Genomic DNA, 18,747 nt, shown 5'->3' with positions numbered 1-18,747 from the left:
AAAGGTTTGGTCTCTGGCGTGGAGGCCGGGCGGAGTGCATAATCGTCACGTGCTGGCCGTGACCCTCGTCAGCATGCGATGGGGGCACGCGAGGGCGCTTTTGGGCGGATGGGGTGAGTGGATTGTCAACAAGCCAGGCATTGGCTGATGTGGTCAGGGTCGCGCGGGAGCATGCCGAGAGGGTGGACACCGACGGGGTGTACCCCGTTGAGGCGGTCGCGGAGTTGCGGGCCGGCGGCCTCCTGGGGCTGGTGCTGCCCGTCGAGGCCGGCGGTGCCGGTGCCGGGCCGGAGGTATTCACCGAGACGGTCAGTGCGCTGGCGGAGGCGTGCGGTTCAACGGCGATGATCTATCTGATGCATGCCGCCGCCGCAGTCACGATTGCGGCCGCGCCGCCCCCGGATCTGCCGAAGCTGCTTGCCGGGATGGCGCGCGGGACTACGCTGGGCACGCTGGCCTTCAGTGAGCGGGGATCCCGGTCGCATTTCTGGGCGCCCGTCTCAATCGCGACCGCCAGCGGGACTACTGTCCGGTTGCGCGCGGATAAGAGTTGGGTGACGTCGGCCGCGCACGCCGACGTCTATGTGGTCTCGACCGGCACACCCTCGGGCGTGCCCGGTGAGGTGGACCTGTATGCCGTTCCCGCCGGTACGCCGGGTTTGAACGTGGCCGGTCCCTGGCGGGGGCTCGGGCTGCGCGGCAACGACTCCGCACCGATGACCGTCGATGCTGACCTTCCGGTCGGGTACCGGCTGGGTGGGCCGTCGGCGGGCTTCGCGCTGATGATGGAGACGGTGTTGCCGTGGTTCAACCTCGGCAACGCGGCGGTCTCGCTGGGTCTGGCTTCTGCCGCTACCCGGGCCGCTGTCGAACACGTGGGAGCAGCCCGGCTCGAACACTTGGGCCAGTCCTTGGCCGGGTTACCTACGATCCGGGCCCAGATCGCCCGGATGGGCATCAGCCTGGCGGCGCAGCGTGCTTATCTGGCCCATGCCGCGGGCAGCGTCGCGGCTCCCGGAGAGGACACGATGCTGCATGTGCTCGGGGTGAAGGCCTCGGCCAATGATGCGGCACTTGAGATCACCGATGCGGCCATGCGGGTCTGCGGGGGTGCGGCGTTCTCCAAGCACCTGCCCATCGAGCGGGCCTTCCGTGATGCGCGGGCGGGATCGGTCATGGCGCCGACAGCGGATGCGCTATACGACTTCTATGGCAGGGCCGTCACCGGCCTGCCTCTGTTCTGAGGAGGCCGGATCATGTCCGAGCAGCTGCTGGTGGGGGCCGTGGCCTACACCCCGAATGTGGTGCCCATCTGGGAAGGCATCCGCGAATACTTCACGGGCTCGCCGGCTCCGATGGACTTTGTCCTGTTCTCCAACTATGGACGCCAGGTCCAGGCGCTGCGGGCCGGACATGTCGACATCATCTGGAACACCAACCTGGCCTATGTGCGCACGGTCATGCAGACCGGTGGCCGGGCCCGGGCACTGGCGATGCGCGACACCGACACCAGGTTCGCGACCGTGTTCGTCGCCCGCACCGGAAGCGGGCTCTCCGGCCCGGGCGGCATCGCCGGACAGCGGCTCGCCCTGGGGTCCGCGGACTCAGCCCAGGCCGCCATCCTGCCGCTGTACTACCTGGCCCGGGCCGGCCTGGACCTCACCTTGCTGGAGGTGACACGGTTCAATAGTGACATCGGCAAGCACGGCGACACCGGGCGCAGCGAGCTGGACGCCATCGACGCGGTACTCGCCGGCGAGGCCGACGTCGCGGCCATCGGAATCACCACCTGGGAAGGCATCGGCGGCGGGGAGCTGATGCCGGAGGCCCTGGAGTCGGTGTGGCAGACCGAACCGTACTGCCATTGCATGTTCACCGCCCTGGACACCCTGCCTGCCGAGCGCTACGAGCCGTGGGTCAGCACGCTCCTGGCCATGGACTGGGAACGGCCCGAGCACCGCCGGATCCTGGAGCTCGAGGGACTGCGGCGCTGGGTCCGGCCCGAACTGGACGGCTACACCGGGCTGTTCGCCGCCGTCGAGGAACAGGGGGTGACCAAGTGGTGGTGATCCTGGACCTGGTACGCATGGTGGGGACCCTGGCCGAGGGTGCCACCGGTGCGGTGACTATTGGCTCCGCGACCGAGTTTGACCTGGTCCAACGCTGGTGTGAACGAACGGGCAACACCCTCATCACCAAGTCATGGACCGACGTCGGTCCCGGCGCCGTCGTCGTTCGTCGCGGCCGACTGCCCGACCCCGCAGTGACGCTGGGACCGGACCGCCTGCCCGGGGCCCGGCTCTGGCTATACACGAACTTCCACTGCAACCTCGCCTGTGACTACTGCTGTGTCGCCTCCTCACCCAGGGCCGAGCGCCGGGAGCTCGGCGTCGAACGGATCGCCCGCTTGGTCCGGGCCGGCGCCGACTGGGGCGTCCAGGAGGTATATCTCACCGGCGGCGAACCGTTTCTGCTGCCCGACATTGCCCGGATTGTCACGGACTGTGTCCGGCTGCTGCCAACCACCCTGCTGACCAACGGCATGCTGTTCCGGGGGCCCGGGCTTCGTTCCTTGCAGGCGATGCCGCGCGAGGGCTTCGCCCTGCAGATCAGCCTGGACTCCCCGACCCCCGAGATCCACGACGGGCACCGCGGTGCCGGCAGCTGGGCCCGGGCGGTGGCCGGGATCCAGGTTGCACTGGGCGAGGGTTTCCGGGTCCGGGTGGCCGCCACGATCGCATCGCCGCACGCGACTGATCTGGCCGCACTGCACGATTTTCTTGACGGGCTGGGCATCCCGCGGACCGATCAGATCATCCGCCCGGTCGCGCAGCAGGGAGCCGCCGACACTGGAGTCCAGTTCACCCGCGAAACACTGGTCCCCGAAGTCACCGTCACCGCCGACGGGGTGTACTGGCACCCCGTCGCCGCGACAGATGACCACGCCCTGGTCAGCACGCAGATCGAACCCCTGGGACCGGCGCTCAGCGAGGTCTACCGGCTCTTCGCCGAACAATGGGCTGCAGCCGGCGCCGCCGCCAAACTTTTCCCCTGCGCGTAGCCGGGCTTACAGTGTCCGGACCGGCTCAGCGGACCAACCGAAATCCGCGGGAGCCTGCGTGCATTTCAGAACTCACCCGATGTACGCCAACCGTAAGGCTTTGCCGGTCGCCCAGGACACTCCTTGGGGCTAGCATGAAGCCATGACCCCCAACGACGAGGTGCTTGTAGTACAAACATACGGCGGGCGCGTGGGATTGCCGGCCGGCACTGTTCCCTTCAACAACACCCTCATGAAGGAAAACAGCAAGGTCTCCGACCATGTCTGATCTGGCCGCGACCACGACGCCGGGCGGCAGGACCGCCGCCGAAGGTCTCGACTCCGGGCGGACCGCCCGGGCCGTCATCACCGGCCTGCGAATTACCGTGGCCTTGATGTGGATCCAGAACGTCGGCTGGAAGCTCCCCCCCAACTTTGGCCGCGACCAGGGCACAGGACTCTTCCAGTTCACCAGTTACGCTGTTGAGCATCCGGTCGTCCCGCCGTTCTCCTGGCTGGTCCAGAACGTCGTATTACCGAACTTCACGCTGTTCGGCTATGCGACTCTGCTGGTCGAGTTCAGCCTCGGCGCGTTCCTGCTCGCCGGCCTGCTCACCCGGTTCTGGGCCGCGATCGGCATCATCCAGACCCTGGCCATCACCATGTCGGTCCTGAACGCACCCAACGAGTGGCACTGGTCCTACTACCTCATGCTCGCCGTGCACGCGGTGCTGCTAGCGACGGCCGCCGGCCGGACGGCGGGGCTCGACGGCCTGCTCCGTCCCCGCTGGCGGACCTCCTCGACCCGCCTGGCCAGGTTGGCGCTGAGGGCATCATGACAGGTTCCCGCGGCGCCTTTCGTACCGGGCTGGATCGGGGAACCCGGCGCCGGGCACTCATGCTCAGTGCAGCCACAGGGGCAACCGCCCTGTTCGGACTCATCGACTATAGTCCGCTCAAGCTGGTGCCGGTCAATCCGGCACAGGCCGTGATTCTTCTCGTTCTTGCCCTGATCGGCATCGTGGGGACCATGCTCGGATTGCGCCCCATACTGTTCGGTGTCGGGGCAGTGATGATCGTCCTGGGCCTCCTCCGCCTTGCCACCTACGGACAGGAGTTTGGGCTGATCGCCGGCGACGTTGGAACGGCAGCGCTGCTGACCGGAATCGGCATGGCCTTTATCGGAATCATGCTCGTCGGTGACAAACCAACCCCTGAACGGCGAGCCAGGCCCATCGGGCCGGACTAATGGCTGCGGCAGGCGAGCCTATCCTGCCCCGAGGTGAGTCCCACGATGCGGTGAACCGGCCAGGGACAAGGCCGCATCCGCGGGCCTGGACCCATGGCGTGGCGGCGTGAGCGAAATGACCGGGCCTACTGTGGATGTTGTTCTGCCGTGTCTGAATGAATTCGGGGCGTTGCAATGGGTCCTGGCCCGGATGCCTCACGGGTACCGGGCCATCGTGGTGGACAATGGCTCCACCGACGGTTCGGCGGAACTAGCGGCGGAGCTTGGGGCGACGGTGATCCGGGAAAACCGACGAGGCTTCGGGGCGGCAGCCCATGCCGGCCTGCTCGCCGCTACGGCGGACTTCGTGGCGTTCTGTGACTGCGATGGCTCCCTGGATCCGGCCGGGCTGCCTGCCCTGCTGGCGCCTGTCATGGCCGGCACCGCCGATCTCGTGTTGGGCAGCCGCCAGCCGCAGTGGGGTTCATGGCCTTTACATGCCCGTAGCGCCAACTATGTCCTGGCCTGGTTGCTGCGCCGCCGCACCGGCGAAGCCGTCACCGACCTCGGACCCATGCGGGCCGCACGCCGCGCGGATCTGCTGTCCCTTCAGCTTGAGGACCGCAGGAGCGGATATCCTCTCGAAATGTTTCTCAAAGCCAGCCTGCGGGGCTGGAGAATCACCGAACTTCCGGTGGTTTATGCCCAGCGCACGGGCAAGTCCAAGGTAACCGGAACAGTCCTGGGCACAGTGAGGGCTGTGCGGGATATGTCGGCACAGCTCCGGGCGGCAGCCGCCGCAGCTGCTGCCGGGCCGGTCCGTACCCTTCCCGGCAGCGAGGAACAGCCGTGAGGCCAACGCTTGATCTGCAGGTGGCGGTTATCGCCAAGGAGTGCCTGCCGGGCCGGGTGAAGACCAGACTGACTCCGCCATTGACGCCCGTTCAGGCCGCTGACCTGGCACAACTCAGCCTCAGCAGGACCCTAGATACCATCAGACTCCTGCCGGTACGCGAACGGCTGCTGGTTATGGACGGGACACCACGCGCCCGGGATGCCGCAGGATTCGCCGTTGTGGCCCAGACCGGCGGCCCGCTGGATGAACGCCTCGCCGCAATCTGCGACGACGCCACCGGCCCCCTGCTGATCGTCGGCATGGACACACCCCAGATTTCACCGGCACATCTTGCCCCGCTACGCATGGACTGGTCCGCCGCGACGCCACAGCACGATGCCTGGATAGGACCGTCCGCCGACGGCGGCTTCTGGGCGCTAGCCCTCCGCCGCCCCGACGGCGCGCTGGTCCGCGGCGTGCCGATGTCCACGGACACGACCGGAGCCGACCAGCTCTCCCGACTGGCGGCGAACGGACTATCAGTAGGGCTGTTGCCGGTTCTGAGGGACATGGACCACATGGACGATGCACTGGAGATCGCCGCGGAAATCCCGGACACCGAATTTGCTGCCGCGGTGGCGGCCGCCGTCGAACACCTCCAGACAAGAGGCCGCGGTGACAAGCCCAAAGACCGCGCTGTGGTCTCCGGGACGGCATAGGGCAGGATCAAGGGTGGAATCCGATACGGCAGAGCCAGCAGCGGCAGCGGCGGACACCCGCTTCAGGCCGCAGGCGGTGTTGTTTGCGCAGTTGCATGCGCTGCAGACGGCAGGTGCGTTCTTGCTGTGGTGGATGGTGCTGCCCGGCAACCGGATTGCTGCGGCCCCCAAAAGTACCAGGGCGAGGAAGGCAGGATGCGCATCTCCGGCGACGTTGTTTTCCTCCACATCCTCGAGGACTCGAATGGCCGCCTCGAACTCGTCCACGTTTCGCAGTGAGCTGGCGAGTTGAATGAGTGCCTGAAGCCGTCGCCTATCATCGAGACCTGCGTCGAGGGCAAGGCGCTATAGGGGAATCGCTTCCGTGTCGCGCCCCAGAATGTCGTGCACAGAAGCCCATTCATACAGGGCCGCGGCATTCCCATCAGGTCGCTCATCGACGAGCGTTTTCATGCTCCTGAAGGTTGTCCACGGCATCGTGCAGGCCCATGGTGGTGCTCTGGAGGTTGCCAACGTTGCGGGTGGGTGCCGGTTTCGGTTGCGGATCCCCGCTGGCCAGGAGGCTCTGGGACCGGCCGTCTAGGGCAGTTCCCCACGCAGCGGGGCGGTGGCGAACTCGCGCATGCCGTCCTCGAAACTGCGCCGCGGAGCCCAACCCAGTTCGGCTTTGGCCCGTGCAGAGCTCGCGGTGATGTGCCGGACGTCGCCCAGCCGGAAGTCCCCTGTGATCACGGGGACCGGGCCGCCGCCAACAGCGCTCAGGACCCCCGCCATCTGACCAATGGTATGGACCTCCGAGGCTCCTACGTTGTATGCCCTCATACTGCCTGCCGCCATGACCCCGCCCGCTGCCAGCGCTTCAACGGCGCACAGGTTTGCCTCCGCCACGTCCGCCACGTGGATGAAGCTGCGGCGCTGGCCGCCGTCCTCGAACACCCGCGGCGCCTCCCCGCGGGCCAGGGCCGAGCGGAACAGGCTGGCCACGCCCGCATAGGGTGTGTCCCTGGGCATCCGGGGGCCATAGACGTTGTGGTACCGCAGGGCCGCGGCAGTGCCTCCGGTTGAACGGGCCCAGACCGATGCCAGGTTTTCCTGGGCCAGTTTGGAGGCAGCATAGACGTTCCGCGGGTCCAGCACCGCGCCTTCGGTGACCAGTGTGGGCTGCAGGAGCTCGCCGGTGACAGGGTCCCGGGGGTCAAAGATTCCGTGGTTCATGTCCTCCACCCGGCGTGGGCCGGGCCGCATCAGCCGGCCGGATGAGTCCGTGTAGGCGCCCTCGCCGTAGACCACCATGGAGGAGGCCAGCACCAGCTTGTCCCTGCCGGCCGAGGCCATGCCTGCCAGGAGTACGGCCGTGGCCAGGTCATTGTTGCGGACATAGTCCGGCGCATCGGAGAAGTCGACGCCGAGGCCCACCTTGGCGCTCTGATGGACAACGACGTCGATCCCCTCCAAAGCCGCAGCAACGGTGGATGCATCGCCAACGTCGCCCACCAGCAAAGACGCGCCGGGATGTGCTGCCGGCCTGACCGGATGCACCACCGGATCCAGCGAATCCAGGGTCCGGACCTCCCAGCCGCGGGCCAGGGCGGCCCCGACGATGTGGCCGCCAATGAAACCGGCTCCGCCGGTGACCAGAATTTTCACGGCGTCCTCCTTCCAGTACCGGGGCTGACCGGGCTGGCGGCGCCCATCACAGTGGCGACGGCGTCGGCGGGCATAAGGGCCATCCGCGGGAATCCGCCGCCGTCCGCCGTTTCCACGCAGGCCAGCCCCGCGGATACCCTCCTCGCCGCCTCGGATAGCACGGCCAGAACCCGCGGCTGCGCGGCCGCCAGGCGGCCGAGTACCAGCTCCGCGGTCACGGGCTCGGAACCGTCGTGGCCGGTGTCGGCGTCGGTGATGAACGCCAGCGCCGCGAAATGCATGTTCAGCTCCGCCGCCAGCACCGGCTCGGGGTATTGGGTCATGCTGACCAGATGCGCACCGGCCCGGACCAGGGCTGCCGACTCGGCCTTGGTGGAAAAGCGTGGCCCGTTGATGACAGCCACGGTTGCAGCCGGTGCGAAGTGTTCGCCCTGCACCTCCAGAGCGTCGAGGAGTGCGGCGCGCAGCGGGGCACTGTAGGGCTCGGCGGCGGGCAGGTGCTGCACGCCGGTGGGCAGCGAGCCGTCATAGAAAGTGTCCGCCCGGCCCCAGGTCCTGTCCAGAAACTGGTCGGGTACGGCAAAGGTCCCGGTTCCGTGGCTCGGAACCAGTCCGCCCACTGCCGCGGACGAAATGACAGCCTCCACACCCATGCTCTTGAGCGCCCAGAAGTTGGCACGGTGGTTGATCTGCTGCGGGGCAATGCTGTGTCCGCGGCCGTGCCGGCCCAGGAACACGACCACCGGGCCGTCCGCACCTCCGGGACCGTCCCGTGCAGGCAGCCGGGCAACGGTGACGGGGCTGGACGGCGGGCCAAAAGGCGTCGCGGCATCCAGCGTCTCCAGCACGGCAGCGCCGGGCAGCCGGTACAGGCCCGTGCCGCCAATAATGCCGACGCGGGCGAAGGGTTCCGAGGGATAGTCCATGACCCCATCATGCCAACCACGCGCAGCAGTTGACGCGGGTGGAATCCTTACGTATTTCGAACGCGGGCGCTGGGAACACGGCGGAACCGTCAGCGGTTTCGTAGGCGGGGAAGACCAGGGGTGGTCCGTGCAGGTGAAAGTGCTTGGGGTCAGCTGGCGCAGGTCGGCGAAAACGCCCGTTGCGCCGCCGCGCGCTTTCACGTGACCAAGCATCACTGCCGGGCCGCGGTCGCCAGGAGTGGGCGAGCCGTTGGACCAGCTTGCGGGTACGCCGGTGCCGGTGTCCTGCGGCACTACAAGCGACCGGTTCCCCCGCAGGCCCAAGCTCAGGAGGTTGGTCCGGACGCCGATGGCGGGGATCTCAAGTGTTACTGGTTCGGAGGTGGCAGTACCGCCGGTAAAGGGTCGACGGCGGGCGCCGCAGAGCCGCGGCAGGCGGGGCCGGCGCCGCAGCAGGAGTAGTGGCGGGAGCAGCCGACGCCGGCGGTGAGGCGGGAGCCGACGGTGCGGAACCGGCGTCGGGCGTTCCGGTGCCGCAGCCAGCCAGAGGCAAAAGGAGCAGAAGTCCAACCGCCGCGGAGGCCAGAAGGCCTCCGCGGCGACCGGAGTCCGTCGTGACGCCGGTGTCAGCGCAGCCTGCCGGGCTCAGCGTGGCGGGGTCAAGGCCGTGTACAACCACCACGGCGGTGCCTGCTTCCAAGGCTGCCTTGGTCTCGGAGCTCAGCTCAAACATGCGGTCAACGGTGTAGCTGGCGCCCTGGCCAGCGAGCTTGAGGTCAGGCCCGGCCGCACGGCTGGTGTCGCCGCTGGTGGAAAGCGTGGTGACAGTGGCGCCGCAGGATGGTGCGCCTTCGGTGGTGGAGACCACGCCGTCGCCGTCCTTATCAGCCGACGCGGGAAGGCAGACGCCCTTGGCGCCGCCGTGGATGTGCTGGACGTGAGGGTAAGGTGCGTTCATGAAAGTTCGAGCCTCCTTACGGCGCCGAGAGTTGCCGGTTCCGTCTGGCAGCCTGCCCTCGCGGTCCTCACCGGCGGCTGGGGAACTGCCTGACCCTGTGGAATATCCTGGCGTTGGAGAGCGGACGGAGTATCGGGTCCCGGTCCGCCGTGGCGTTCCTGCTGACGGCAGCCGGGGCCCATGTGGCGGCCCTTGCCTTCATCCGCGACACTTCCAGCCTGCACTTCAGCCACCTCGCGGCGCCCCTGTTGGCGCTCATGATTGTCGCGTAGACGGCCCGGCTGAAGCGGCACCGACTCCGGCGCCGGATCCGGTGAAAGGACGACGACGGCATGGCACCGGCCGCCGACCGCTGAAATGTCAGAGAGCCCCTATGCCTTGCGTCACAGGGGCTCTCCGACTATCAGCCGGTTCCGGAGTCCCCGGTTGCTCCGGACTGTCGGCCTGTTCCGTACTCAGCCATCGATCAGTGGTCCACGGCCTTCTCCGCGCCCACACCGGTCAGGGACCGCACTTCCATTTCCGCCTGCTTGGCGGTGTCCTCGCGCTTCTTGTCCAGCACCGTGCCCAGCCAGCCGAGCAGGAATGCCAGCGGGATGGACACAATCCCGGGGTTGCTCAGGGGGAAGAAGGCGAAGTTGGCACCCGGGATCATGGAGGTCTTCAGTCCGGAAACTACAGGCGAGAAGGCGATCAGGATGATGGCCGAGCCCAGGCCGCCGTACATGCTCCAGACCGCACCCTGGGTGGTGAACCGGCGCCAGAACAACGAGTAGACGATGGTTGGGAGGTTCGCCGACGCCGCGACGGCGAAGGCGAGCGCCACCAGGAAAGCCACGTTCTGGCCGTTAGCGAAGATGCCGCCCAGGATGGCCATCACCCCGATAACCACCACGGTGCGCCGCGCCACCTTGACCTCGGTCTCGGCGTCGGCGTTGCCCTTGGAGATAACGCTGGCGTAGATGTCGTGGGCGAAGGACGCTGCGGCCGTGATGGTCAGGCCGGCCACCACGGCCAGGATGGTGGCGAAGGCCACCGCGGAGATGAAGCCCAGGAGCAGTGGTCCGCCGAGATAGAAGGCCAGCAGCGGTGCCGCCGAATTGACGCCGCCCGGGGCAGCCTTGATCGTTTCGGCTCCCACCAGCGCTGCAGCGCCGTAACCCAGGACCAGGGTGAACAGGTAGAAGAGTCCGATCAGCCCGATGGACCAGACAACGGACTTACGGGCTTCTTTGGCGGTCGGTACCGTGTAAAAGCGCATCAGCACGTGGGGCAGCGCGGCAGTACCCAGGACTAGGGCAAGGCCCAGGGACATAAAGTCGAGCTTGGACGTTTCGGTTTTGCCGTACTGCAGGCCGGGGTTGAGCATGTTCGGGTTGCCCGAGGTTTCCGCGGCGCCGCCCAGCAGGTCGGAGAGGTTGAACCCGTAGATGGCAAGCACCCAGAAGGTCATCACGGCAGCGCCGGCAATCAGCAGCATGGCCTTGATGATCTGGACCCAGGTGGTGCCCTTCATGCCGCCGATCAGTACGTACATGATCATCAGGGCGCCGACGACGATGATCACCAGTGCTTGTCCGCCCCAGTCGCTGATGCCCAGGAGCAGGGAGATCAGGCTGCCAGCGCCGGCCATCTGGGCCAGGAGGTAGAAAAAGCAGACCGCGAGGGTCGAGATGGCGGCGGCGATGCGCACAGGGCGCTGTTTGAGCCGGAACGAGAGGACATCTGCCATGGTGAACTTGCCGGTGTTGCGGAGCAGCTCAGCGACCAGCAGCAGGGCCACGAGCCAGGCAACCAGGAAGCCGATGGAGTACATAAATCCGTCGTAGCCATTAATGGCGATGGCGCCGGTGATCCCCAGGAAGGAAGCGGCCGAGAGGTAGTCGCCGGCGATGGCGGTGCCGTTTTGCGGGCCGGTGAAGGAGCGTCCGGCCGCGTAGTAGTCGGCAGCGGTTTTGTTGTTACGGCTGGCGCGCAGCACAATCACCATGGTCACGGCAACGAAAAGGCCGAAGATGCCCATATTAAGCAACGTAGTGTCCTTGAGGGCGGCCACATCCACCGCCGTGGCAATTCCGATCATTTGTTCACTCCGCTCACGATATTGCCGTCCTTATCAAACTCATGGCCTTCGATTTCGTTGCGGATCTCCGCCGCGATGGGGTCCAGCTTCCGGTTGGAGTAGCTGACATACCAGCCGGTGATGGCGAACGTGGAGACGAACTGAAGCAGGCCCAGGATCAGGCCGACGTTGATGTTGCCCCACACTTTTGTGGACATAAATTCGACGGCGTAGTCCGCCAGCAGGACATACGCGAAGTACCACAGCAGGAATGCCACAGCCATGGGGAACACAAAGCTGCGGTGACGTTTGCGCAGTTCCTGGAACCGCTCTGTCGACTGGACCTGTTCGAAGTCCACGGACGCCGCTGCGTCCGGAGTCTGGGCATCGTTACCCATCGTTCCTCCTCATTGAGACTTGCCTGGTTCACACGGACCGGCCTGCGGACAGGATGCGGACAATGTGACTGCAATCACTCTGCGCTGCGGTAGTCCTCTTTTCCAGAACCATGGCCGCAACGGTCGCTCAACGGCAACAATGCTGCGACTAACGGCACCCGCCGCTACGCTGGGCACCATGCCAGACTCCCCGCTCCTGACCGCCGCCGCAGTTGCGGTGATTGTGCTGGCGATCGCCGTCGTCGTCGGCGCTGGCATCAAGCTGCTCCGATCCTTCCGTGAGCTGGGCACCGACGCCGAGCGCGCCACGTACAACACCCTCCACACTGCATCTAGTGCCGGGCAACACCTGCGTACGGGCCTCAATCCGGCAGGCGCCGCCAAGGCGAGCCGGCAGCTAAGGAACCTGCTGGGCTGTGATGCGCTGGCCATCACCGATTCGGCCGGGGTGCTCGCCTGGGACGGTGCCGCCGAGGAACTGAAGCCCCGGTTGATGGGCCTGGCCGCCGACGTCCTGCTCGGCGGCCGGACCGCGGTGCTCCAGGCGCGGGACCTGGGTGCGGACCTTGCCTCCGGGAGCCTCGCCGCAGTCATCGCCCCGGTCCGTGCCGGGTCACGGGTGGTGGGCGTCGTGGCGGCGTTTGCCCCGTCGGCGGGCGCGGGCCTGGTCCGTGCCACGAGCGAAGTGGCGGACTGGGTGGCCGTCCAGGTGGAGCTCGCTGAGCTGGACGCGTCCCGGACGCTGCTGATGGAAGCCGAAGTCCGGGCGCTGCGTGCCCAGATCAGCCCCCATTTCATCTACAACTCGCTGAACGCCATCGCGTCGTTCATCAACACGGATCCGGAGCGGGCGCGCGAACTCGTGGTGGAGTTCGCCGATTTCACAAGGTATTCGTTCCGGCGCCACGGCGACTTCACTACGCTGGCGGAGGAACTACGCTGCATTGACCGGTACCTGCTGCTGGAGCGTGCCCGATTCGGTGAGCGCGTCCAGGTCAGCCTGCGGATCGCACCGGAAGTCCTGAGCACCGTCATCCCGTTCCTCAGCCTCCAGCCTCTGGTGGAGAACGCCGTCAGGCACGGCCTGGAGGCCAAGGAAGGGGCGGGCCACATCACCATCACCGCCAACGATTCGGGCGCCTACGCGGAAGTGACCATCGAGGACGACGGCGTGGGGATGGACCCTGCCGAGCTCCAGTCAATGCTGGCCGGGCACCACGACGGCGACCATGTGGGGCTGCGCAACGTGGACGCCCGGCTCCGGCAGGTGTACGGTGACCAGCACGGACTGGTGATCGAGACGGCGCCGGGCGAGGGAACGCTGATCACCATGCGCGTGCCCAAGTCCCAGCCCGGTCATGACGCCTGAACCAGCCGCATGCTTCCAACCGCCTGCTTCCAACCGCCTGCGGCGGCTAATGTAGGACCATGATTAATGTCCTCGTCGCCGACGACGAGCTACCCGCCGTGGAGGAACTGGCCTACCTGCTGGGCAAGGACGACCGGATCGGGGTCATCCACCGGGCTACGTCCGGCGCGGAGGCACTGCGGGCCCTGAACACTGAGAGGATTGATGCCGTCTTCCTGGATATTCACATGCCCGCCGTGTCCGGCCTTGATGTGGCACGCGCCATCACGCGCAGCAGCAAACCTCCGGCGGTGGTGTTTGTGACCGCGGACGAGGACTGCGCCTTGGAAGCCTTTGAACTGGCCGCCGTGGACTACCTGCTCAAGCCCGTCCGGGCCGAGCGGCTCTCCCGGTCGGTGGGCCGGATCAGCGAGCTGCTGCGCGACGGCGGCGCCGCCGCCGCCCCTGAGATGATCACCGTTGACCAGGGCGGCACCACCAGGATGATCAGGCGCGACGACGTCACATACGTCCAGGCGCAGGGAGACTACGCCCGGCTGCACACCGCGGATGCCAGCTACCTCATCCGTGTGCCACTGGCAGACCTTGAGCAGCAGTGGGCGGAGGCCGGGTTCATCCGGACGCACCGGTCCTACCTGGTGGCGCTGAAGCATGTTCAGTCCATGAAGCTGGCGGCGGACAAGCCCAGCGTCTCGGTGGCCGGCGCCGGCCTGCCCATCAGCCGCCGCCACCTTCCCATGGTCAGGGAAAAGCTGGAAGCCACCCGCATCCGGCCGCAGGCATGACCCGGGTCCGCGTCACCGCCCCACGCTCTGCGCCCCGGCCCGCCGGGGAATCCCGCGAGGCGGCGGAGGAATCAGACGTGGGACAGGTCTTCGTCCGCTCCCTGATCCGTTCCCAGCTGCGGCTGGCCCTGGTTGTGGCCATCGTGTTCCTGCTGATCCTGTCTGCGTTCCCGTTGCTGGCAGCCGTGCCGGGCTTGGCCGATACCCGGGTCGCGGGTGTCCCGTTCGACTGGATTCTGCTGGGTGCCGGCATCTATCCAGTGATCGGCCTCAGCGCCTGGCTTTTTATCCGGTCCGCGGCACGGAATGAGACCCGCTACCGGGACCTGGCCGGGGACAAGTGATGGCCTGATGAATCCCGCCGTGGGTGTGATGGCACTTGTTATCGTTTCGCTGGCAACAGCCGCCATAGGGTTCTACGGACTGCGGATTTCCCGGACCACCGGAGATTTCTACGTGGCCTCCCGGACTGTCAGGCCATGGTGGAACGCCTCGGCCATTGGCGGAGAGTACCTCTCTGCGGCGAGTTTCCTCGGCGTAGCCGGACTGATCCTGCTGTCCGGTACCGACGCGCTGTGGTTTCCCGTGGGCTACACCGCCGGCTACCTGATGCTGTTGCTCTTTGTGTCCGCACCGCTGCGCCGGTCCGGCGCCTACACGATCCCGGACTTCACCGAGGCCAGGCTGGATTCGCGCGCAGTCCGCCGTGTGACCAGTGTGGTGGTGGTTGTGGTGGGCTGGCTGTACATCGTGCCGCAGCTCCATGGTGCGGCCCTGACCATCCGGATCACCACGGGGCTGCCAGCCTGGGTGGGTTCCGCCGCCGTGGTGGTTGTGGTGTGCCTGACCGTTGTGGCCGGCGGCATGCGCTCCATCACCTTTGTGCAGGCGTTCCAGTTCTGGCTGAAGCTCACCGCCATTGCTGTGCCCGTCCTGTTCATCGTGTTTACGCTCGCCGGTGACGGGGAAGCCGCTGTGGCCCCCGCCGTCGTGAATCCCACCGGGCTGGCCCCGGCCGGGCCGTACCAGAACATCTCGCTGCTGGTGGCGCTGCTGTTCGGCACGCTGGGACTCCCTCACGTCCTGGTCCGCTTCTACACGAATCCGGACGGACATTCGGCCCGGCGGACCACCCTGATCGTGCTCGGGCTGCTCTCGGTGTTTTACCTGTTTCCCACCGCCTACGGGCTGGTGGGGCGGATGTTCGCGCCCGAACTCGCCCTGTCAGGGCAGCCGGACGCCGTGGTTCTCCTGCTGCCGGGGCAGCTGATCGGTGGAACCGCCGGCGATCTGCTCTCCGCGTTGGTGGTGGCCGGAGCCTTTGCCGCGTTCCTGTCCACCACGTCCGGCCTGGTGGTCTCCTTGGCGGGCGTAATCAGCCAGGACGTGCTCGGCGGCGGTGTGCGGGGATTCCGGCTCGCCGCCGTCGTCTCCGCTGTGGTCCCGCTGGGATTTGCCCTGATGACTGATTCCATGGCGCTGGCCGGAAGCGTGGGCCTGGTGTTCGCGTTTACGGCCTCCACCGTCTGCCCGGTGCTCCTGCTGGGCATCTGGTGGCGCGGGCTCACCGATGCGGGCGCCATCGCCGGCATGGTGACCGGAGGCGTCCTCTGCGGTGGCGCCATGGTGTGGGGAAACATCCTGGGCGCCGCCGGCACGCCGTTCTGGCTGGCCCAGCCGGCGGCGTGGACCGTTCCCGCCGCCTTCGCCGTGACAGTGCTTGTCTCCCGGGCGACAAAACATCGGATTCCGCGGACCACGGCACGGGTCATGACCCGGCTGCACACGCCGGAACGGCCATTGGCCACCGAACGCTGATCGTACCCGCACAAGCGGTCCTGGGCTTCCCTCCGGGCGGCCGGAGGGAGGACAATTGCGGCATCTCCACGCAGGACGGAAGCACCCCCAACGAGGCGGACGGAGTCCCGCCGTCGGTCCGGGCGCATCTGCTCGCCACCGAGCATTGGAGCCTGCTTGCATCCCGCAGCACTACACAGGCTGAGGTGCTGACCCGCATCGGCATGTTCCTGATGTTCACCTCCGCCAGCCTGGTCAGCCTGGCGCTTGTGGGTCAGGCCACCACGTTCTCGGACATGTTCATGGTTTTGGCCGGAGTGGTGCTCTTCGTGGACGTCGTCATCGGCTGCCTCTCGCAGGTCCGGGTTTTTAATGTTGCGTACGAGGACCTGATGTATGTGCTCGCGATGAACCGACCGCGGTCGGCCTACGTTGCCCTTGACCCGGGCATCTCCCGGCACTTCATGACCTCCGTGCACGACGACCTGCCAGGCTCCGTCCAGACGTACGACTCCCTGGGGAGCCTCAACCCACTGAGCCATGTGGCAGGAAGCAGCATGACTTTCATCAGCACAGCGAACTCGGCGCTCATCGCGATCCTGGCAGGGCTGCTGACATCCATCTTCGGGACAGGTGTCTCCGGTGCGGCCGCCGTAGGGGCAAGTGTTCGGACTGGCTTTTTTCACCGGTTCGTCGGTCTACGGCTACAGGACGTATATGGCAGTTTGGCGCCAATTCACGCCTGTGTCCCCCACTCCCCGGGAAAGTCATTGAGCCTGGTCCGGGGCAGCGTGCCGGGACGCTTTCAGTCGATGGCCGCCATGAGTTCAACCACGCGGTCCAGGAAGGCATCTACCTGCGTCTCTTCGTAGCCGTCCTTGCCGACGGCGGGACGGAAGACCACCCGGCGGACGTTGTCCACGCTGAGCGGCTTGTCCTCTTCGAGGTAGCCGATCAGGTCGTAGCAAAGGTTGTCCACATCCAGGATGTTGTAACTGCGGGCCTTCTTCTTTGACGGCCGCCGGAACCGCTCACCGTCAGGCCGGTGAAGGCGGCCCCTGAGGATTCCGGAGAGGCTGCCGATCTCCCGCAGCCAGGCATCCTCGCCCTTGGCGGCGATCAGTTCGTCCCGTTCGCGGCGGGCGAAGGCGTCTTCGAGCCGGTCCAGCGCTGCGTCAACGACGGCGGCAGCGTAGCCGCCCTTGACCGGGTCAAAGGAGACGCCCCGGACGTCGGCGCTGGTGACGCCTCGGCTGGTGGCCTTCGGTGTTTCAAGTGCCGCCCTGGCCCGCTGGAGGAACTGGTCCACCTGTTTGGCGTTGTACCCGAATTCGTTGCCCCGCACGCGCTCAAACGACGCGGGAGTTTTCCGTTGAAAGTCCAATGCCACTGTTGTTCCTTTGTTGCTCTTCAGCTGGGTCAGGTTACGCACCAGTCTATTGGCGCTGCCGGTGCTCCGGCGGAGGTGGGCAGTTAAGGCCGTGTCAGACGCCCGCGACCAGTGCGAACAGCACAAATGCCACGGGACAGGCGAAGACGATGGAATCCAGCCGGTCCATGACGCCCCCATGTCCGGGCAGGATGCTGCTCATGTCCTTGATTCCCAGTTCCCGCTTGACCATGGACTCGGCCAGGTCTCCTGCGGTGGACGCTGCAACGACGCCAACCGCAAGGATCACCCCCACCCACCAGGGTTTGTCCAGCAGGAAAATGCTGGCGAGGATGCCGATCAACACGGCCCCGGCAACGGATCCGGCGAAACCCTCCCAGGATTTCTTGGGGCTGATTTTGGGGGCCATGGGATGTTTGCCCAGCGACGCGCCTACGAGATAGCCGAACGTATCGTTCGAAACCACTAGCAGGAGCATCACGGCCACCTGCCAGGCCCCTGGCGGCACGGTCCCGCCAGGCCAGAGACCCACCGGGGTGGTGACACCGACGGCGTGCAGCGGCAGCACGGCGAAACTGATGAAGAACGGCACCCAACCCAGGGTGAACACGCCGGCAAAGATGCTGTTCGCTGATCCCGCCGGGCTCTCCACTGAACGCCAGAGGAGAACTGCAACGCAGCTCAGGAGCATGACGAAAAGAAGGCTCTCAAGACCGCCGAAATAGGCCGCAAACGGCATGCCGACTGTACCCACCATGACCGGGACGATGGGCATCCTGGTTCCGTTCGCCTCCAGGGCGCGGAAGATCTCCCAGACTCCGAAGACCGCGAACCCGGTGGTGACCGCCACGAATCCGAGCGGGAGGAAAACCAGGCCGCCCAGCACACCGATCAGCATGGCCAAGCCCACCACAATGGCTGCCGGAAGATTCCGGCCGGCCTTGGGTGTCGGATTACTCCGCAACTGTTTCCCCCTGGTGCGCGCCCTTTGTGTGGGGGCCTGCTCTGCCTGGCTCATCAGACTTCGAGCAGCTCTGCTTCCTTGCGCTTGAGCAGCTCGTCAATGCCGTCCACGTGCGATTTGGTCAGGGCATCCAGTTCCTTTTCGGCACGGCTGCCTTCGTCCTCGCCGGCTTCGCCGTCCTTGACCAGCTTGTCCAGCGTCTCTTTGGCCTTGCGCCGGATGTTGCGGATGGAGATCTTCGCGTCCTCGCCCTTGGTCTTGACGATCTTGACGTATTCCTTCCGGCGTTCCTGGGTCAGGTCCGGGATGGTGATTCTGATGACGTTGCCGTCGTTGGAGGGGTTGGCACCCACCTCGGAATCACTCAGGGCCCTCTCGATGTCCCGCAGCGCGGTCTTATCGAACGGCGTGATGAGGATGGTGCGCGCGTCCGGAATGGCGAAGGAAGCGAGCTGCTGCAGCGGGGTGGGCGAACCGTAGTAGTCCACCAGGACCTTGTTGTAAAGGCCCGGGTTTGCCCGTCCGGTGCGGATCGAGGCGAAGTCTTCCTTGGCTACCTCTACTGCCTTGTCCATCTTCTCTTCGGCTTCGAGCAAGGTTTCTTCGATCACGGTCTCTCCTCAGAAATC

At 66.4% G+C, this 18,747-nt stretch carries 22 protein-coding genes and 1 pseudogene; 14 read left to right on the top strand and 9 right to left on the bottom strand.

Going from position 1 to position 18,747, the window contains the following annotated elements:
- The first annotated feature begins 122 nt into the window (after positions 1-122).
- The 8 genes from fadE16 (at position 123) to ACQCSV_RS07600 (ending at position 5,822) form a co-directional block, all read left to right on the top strand.
- Positions 123-1,244: an Rv1679 family acyl-CoA dehydrogenase gene (gene fadE16 / locus ACQCSV_RS07635; protein ID WP_426939436.1), complete on the top strand. Its 1,122-nt coding sequence runs from the start codon at positions 123-125 to the stop codon at positions 1,242-1,244.
- Between the two features lie 12 nt (positions 1,245-1,256).
- The gene (locus ACQCSV_RS07630) at positions 1,257-2,069 is read left to right on the top strand and encodes an Rv1680 family SBP-like protein (protein ID WP_354156037.1); all 813 of its coding nucleotides are present in this window, start codon (positions 1,257-1,259) and stop codon (positions 2,067-2,069) included.
- The gene (locus ACQCSV_RS07625; protein ID WP_426939435.1) at positions 2,060-3,061 is read left to right on the top strand and encodes an Rv1681 family radical SAM protein; all 1,002 of its coding nucleotides are present in this window, start codon (positions 2,060-2,062) and stop codon (positions 3,059-3,061) included. Before ACQCSV_RS07630 ends, ACQCSV_RS07625 begins: the two co-directional genes overlap by 10 nt.
- Before the next feature lie 142 nt (positions 3,062-3,203).
- The gene (locus tag ACQCSV_RS07620) at positions 3,204-3,329 is read left to right on the top strand and encodes a hypothetical protein (protein WP_354156035.1); all 126 of its coding nucleotides are present in this window, start codon (positions 3,204-3,206) and stop codon (positions 3,327-3,329) included.
- Entirely contained in the window at positions 3,322-3,879 is a 558-nt protein-coding gene (locus ACQCSV_RS07615; protein ID WP_354156034.1) for a TQO small subunit DoxD, read from the top strand. The genes ACQCSV_RS07620 and ACQCSV_RS07615 overlap by 8 nt, the downstream gene beginning before the upstream one ends.
- Complete coding sequence (locus ACQCSV_RS07610) at positions 3,876-4,289, top strand: Rv1678 family membrane protein (RefSeq protein WP_354156033.1); 414 nt, start codon at positions 3,876-3,878, stop codon at positions 4,287-4,289. The genes ACQCSV_RS07615 and ACQCSV_RS07610 overlap by 4 nt, the downstream gene beginning before the upstream one ends.
- Before the next feature lie 115 nt (positions 4,290-4,404).
- Positions 4,405-5,121, top strand: a complete 717-nt coding sequence (locus tag ACQCSV_RS07605) for a glycosyltransferase family 2 protein (RefSeq protein ID WP_354156092.1) — start codon at positions 4,405-4,407, stop codon at positions 5,119-5,121.
- The gene (locus ACQCSV_RS07600; protein ID WP_354156032.1) at positions 5,118-5,822 is read left to right on the top strand and encodes a DUF2064 domain-containing protein; all 705 of its coding nucleotides are present in this window, start codon (positions 5,118-5,120) and stop codon (positions 5,820-5,822) included. The genes ACQCSV_RS07605 and ACQCSV_RS07600 overlap by 4 nt, the downstream gene beginning before the upstream one ends.
- A 225-nt stretch (positions 5,823-6,047) precedes the next feature.
- Here the strand turns inward: ACQCSV_RS07600 and ACQCSV_RS07595 are convergent.
- From ACQCSV_RS07595 to ACQCSV_RS07580, 4 genes and pseudogenes are all read right to left on the bottom strand, one after another.
- A pseudogene (locus tag ACQCSV_RS07595) lies at positions 6,048-6,116 on the bottom strand (hypothetical protein); the annotation flags it as partial.
- A gap of 285 nt (positions 6,117-6,401) precedes the next feature.
- Positions 6,402-7,469, bottom strand: a complete 1,068-nt coding sequence (locus tag ACQCSV_RS07590; protein ID WP_426939434.1) for an NAD-dependent epimerase/dehydratase family protein — start codon at positions 7,467-7,469, stop codon at positions 6,402-6,404.
- Positions 7,466-8,395, bottom strand: coding sequence for an MTAP family purine nucleoside phosphorylase (locus ACQCSV_RS07585; protein ID WP_426938412.1), 930 nt, complete (start codon positions 8,393-8,395; stop codon positions 7,466-7,468). The genes ACQCSV_RS07590 and ACQCSV_RS07585 overlap by 4 nt, the downstream gene beginning before the upstream one ends.
- A 361-nt stretch (positions 8,396-8,756) precedes the next feature.
- Positions 8,757-9,353, bottom strand: a complete 597-nt coding sequence (locus tag ACQCSV_RS07580) for a hypothetical protein (protein ID WP_426939433.1) — start codon at positions 9,351-9,353, stop codon at positions 8,757-8,759.
- 113 nt (positions 9,354-9,466) lie between these two features.
- On the opposite strand from ACQCSV_RS07580, the gene ACQCSV_RS07575 reads away from it, so the two are divergent.
- Positions 9,467-9,625, top strand: coding sequence for a hypothetical protein (locus ACQCSV_RS07575; RefSeq protein WP_354155970.1), 159 nt, complete (start codon positions 9,467-9,469; stop codon positions 9,623-9,625).
- Between the two features lie 194 nt (positions 9,626-9,819).
- Here ACQCSV_RS07575 and ACQCSV_RS07570 read toward each other — a convergent pair whose 3' ends face one another.
- The gene (locus tag ACQCSV_RS07570; RefSeq protein WP_354155971.1) at positions 9,820-11,436 is read right to left on the bottom strand and encodes a cation acetate symporter; all 1,617 of its coding nucleotides are present in this window, start codon (positions 11,434-11,436) and stop codon (positions 9,820-9,822) included.
- Entirely contained in the window at positions 11,433-11,813 is a 381-nt protein-coding gene (locus tag ACQCSV_RS07565; protein ID WP_354155972.1) for a DUF485 domain-containing protein, read from the bottom strand. Before ACQCSV_RS07565 ends, ACQCSV_RS07570 begins: the two co-directional genes overlap by 4 nt.
- Before the next feature lie 178 nt (positions 11,814-11,991).
- Between ACQCSV_RS07565 and ACQCSV_RS07560 the strand changes: the two genes are divergently transcribed.
- From ACQCSV_RS07560 to ACQCSV_RS07540, 5 genes are all read left to right on the top strand, one after another.
- On the top strand, positions 11,992-13,182 hold the full coding sequence (locus ACQCSV_RS07560) for a histidine kinase (protein ID WP_354156029.1): 1,191 nt from the start codon (positions 11,992-11,994) through the stop codon (positions 13,180-13,182).
- Between the two features lie 59 nt (positions 13,183-13,241).
- Positions 13,242-13,967 (top strand): LytTR family DNA-binding domain-containing protein, encoded by a 726-nt coding sequence (locus tag ACQCSV_RS07555; protein WP_354155973.1) that lies wholly within the window; start codon positions 13,242-13,244, stop codon positions 13,965-13,967.
- A complete protein-coding gene (locus ACQCSV_RS07550) occupies positions 13,964-14,311 on the top strand; it encodes a hypothetical protein (RefSeq protein WP_354155974.1) in 348 nt (115 codons plus the stop codon). The genes ACQCSV_RS07555 and ACQCSV_RS07550 overlap by 4 nt, the downstream gene beginning before the upstream one ends.
- A 7-nt stretch (positions 14,312-14,318) precedes the next feature.
- The gene (locus ACQCSV_RS07545; protein WP_354155975.1) at positions 14,319-15,785 is read left to right on the top strand and encodes a cation acetate symporter; all 1,467 of its coding nucleotides are present in this window, start codon (positions 14,319-14,321) and stop codon (positions 15,783-15,785) included.
- A gap of 185 nt (positions 15,786-15,970) precedes the next feature.
- Positions 15,971-16,636: a hypothetical protein gene (locus ACQCSV_RS07540; protein ID WP_354155976.1), complete on the top strand. Its 666-nt coding sequence runs from the start codon at positions 15,971-15,973 to the stop codon at positions 16,634-16,636.
- Here the strand turns inward: ACQCSV_RS07540 and ACQCSV_RS07535 are convergent.
- From ACQCSV_RS07535 to frr, 3 genes are all read right to left on the bottom strand, one after another.
- The gene (locus ACQCSV_RS07535) at positions 16,570-17,154 is read right to left on the bottom strand and encodes a DivIVA domain-containing protein (RefSeq protein ID WP_354155977.1); all 585 of its coding nucleotides are present in this window, start codon (positions 17,152-17,154) and stop codon (positions 16,570-16,572) included. The genes ACQCSV_RS07540 and ACQCSV_RS07535 overlap by 67 nt on opposite strands.
- A 94-nt stretch (positions 17,155-17,248) precedes the next feature.
- The gene (locus tag ACQCSV_RS07530; protein ID WP_354155978.1) at positions 17,249-18,172 is read right to left on the bottom strand and encodes a phosphatidate cytidylyltransferase; all 924 of its coding nucleotides are present in this window, start codon (positions 18,170-18,172) and stop codon (positions 17,249-17,251) included.
- A complete protein-coding gene (gene frr / locus ACQCSV_RS07525) occupies positions 18,172-18,729 on the bottom strand; it encodes a ribosome recycling factor (protein ID WP_190988619.1) in 558 nt (185 codons plus the stop codon). Before frr ends, ACQCSV_RS07530 begins: the two co-directional genes overlap by 1 nt.
- Positions 18,730-18,747 lie beyond the last annotated feature (18 nt).

Source organism: Pseudarthrobacter sp. S3 (assembly GCF_050156905.1).
Taxonomy (GTDB): Bacteria; Actinomycetota; Actinomycetes; order Actinomycetales; family Micrococcaceae; genus Arthrobacter.
The sequence above is the reverse complement of the archived record's forward strand: the minus strand, read 5'-3'. Positions and strand labels throughout refer to the sequence as shown.